The sequence below is a fragment of the Aurantivibrio infirmus genome, from assembly GCF_054767315.1.
Window position 1 is genome coordinate 1 of sequence record NZ_BAAFSK010000021.1, and the last position, 711, is coordinate 711.

Below are 711 nucleotides of genomic sequence, written 5' to 3' on the forward strand. Positions count from 1 at the left end.
AGTTACCGATTAGAACGTTGTTGCTGCAAAAAGTACTTGCGTTGAACTTTATAGAGCCGCTAACGACGATACTTATAGAATGGAATTTTTAACCTTGCTCCGTGGCTTATTTACCCTGGGATAGGGTTTGGCTTACTACCTTATTCTCGAGCATCTTTTGTAACTTAAAGAATGCACATTTATTTTTTGCGGCGACACTAAATTATGATTTTTTATACACGTAACGCCCAAAGCACAGGAAAAATTGCCTAGTAGCGAAGCGGATAGGTAAATTTTTCCTGTGCCTTTGCTTGTTAAATTAGTTTGGAGTTTATTCATCTGTCCCCACGGGATATTCTGACAAATAAAGCACCATGCCAATAGAAAGCATTGTTTCCATGGATTTTAACGACACATTGCCGCCACCACCAGAAGCATCTTCTCTCGGACTAAAAGCGATGTCAGCAGAATAAAATCCCTTGGGTAAATTTTTATTTTTAATAAGCCATTTTTCCAATTCCTCTAACTGATCAGGAAGCCTCCAAGATTCACCGCAGAGCCAATCAAGTTCTTCCCCTTTTTTATCTTGGGTTAGATGTGCGTGTTTCGTTATTTTTATCGGCATGATCTACTCAAGGAATTTAACGCCAAGGTTTGGGGCGCGACGCTAGGAGCGTCCCGCCGCGTTTAGCGGCATACAACACCGCCTTGTTACGTGTACTTAGTTTGTAT

General features: G+C 41.1%; 1 protein-coding gene. It reads right to left on the reverse strand.

Translation table 11 applies throughout. The features are described 5' to 3' along the window. Positions 1 to 310 precede the first annotated feature (310 nt). Complete coding sequence (locus tag ACYUCY_RS18315; RefSeq protein ID WP_460227984.1) at positions 311 to 604, reverse strand: hypothetical protein; 294 nt, start codon at positions 602 to 604, stop codon at positions 311 to 313. Between the last annotated feature and the right edge of the window lie 107 nt (positions 605 to 711).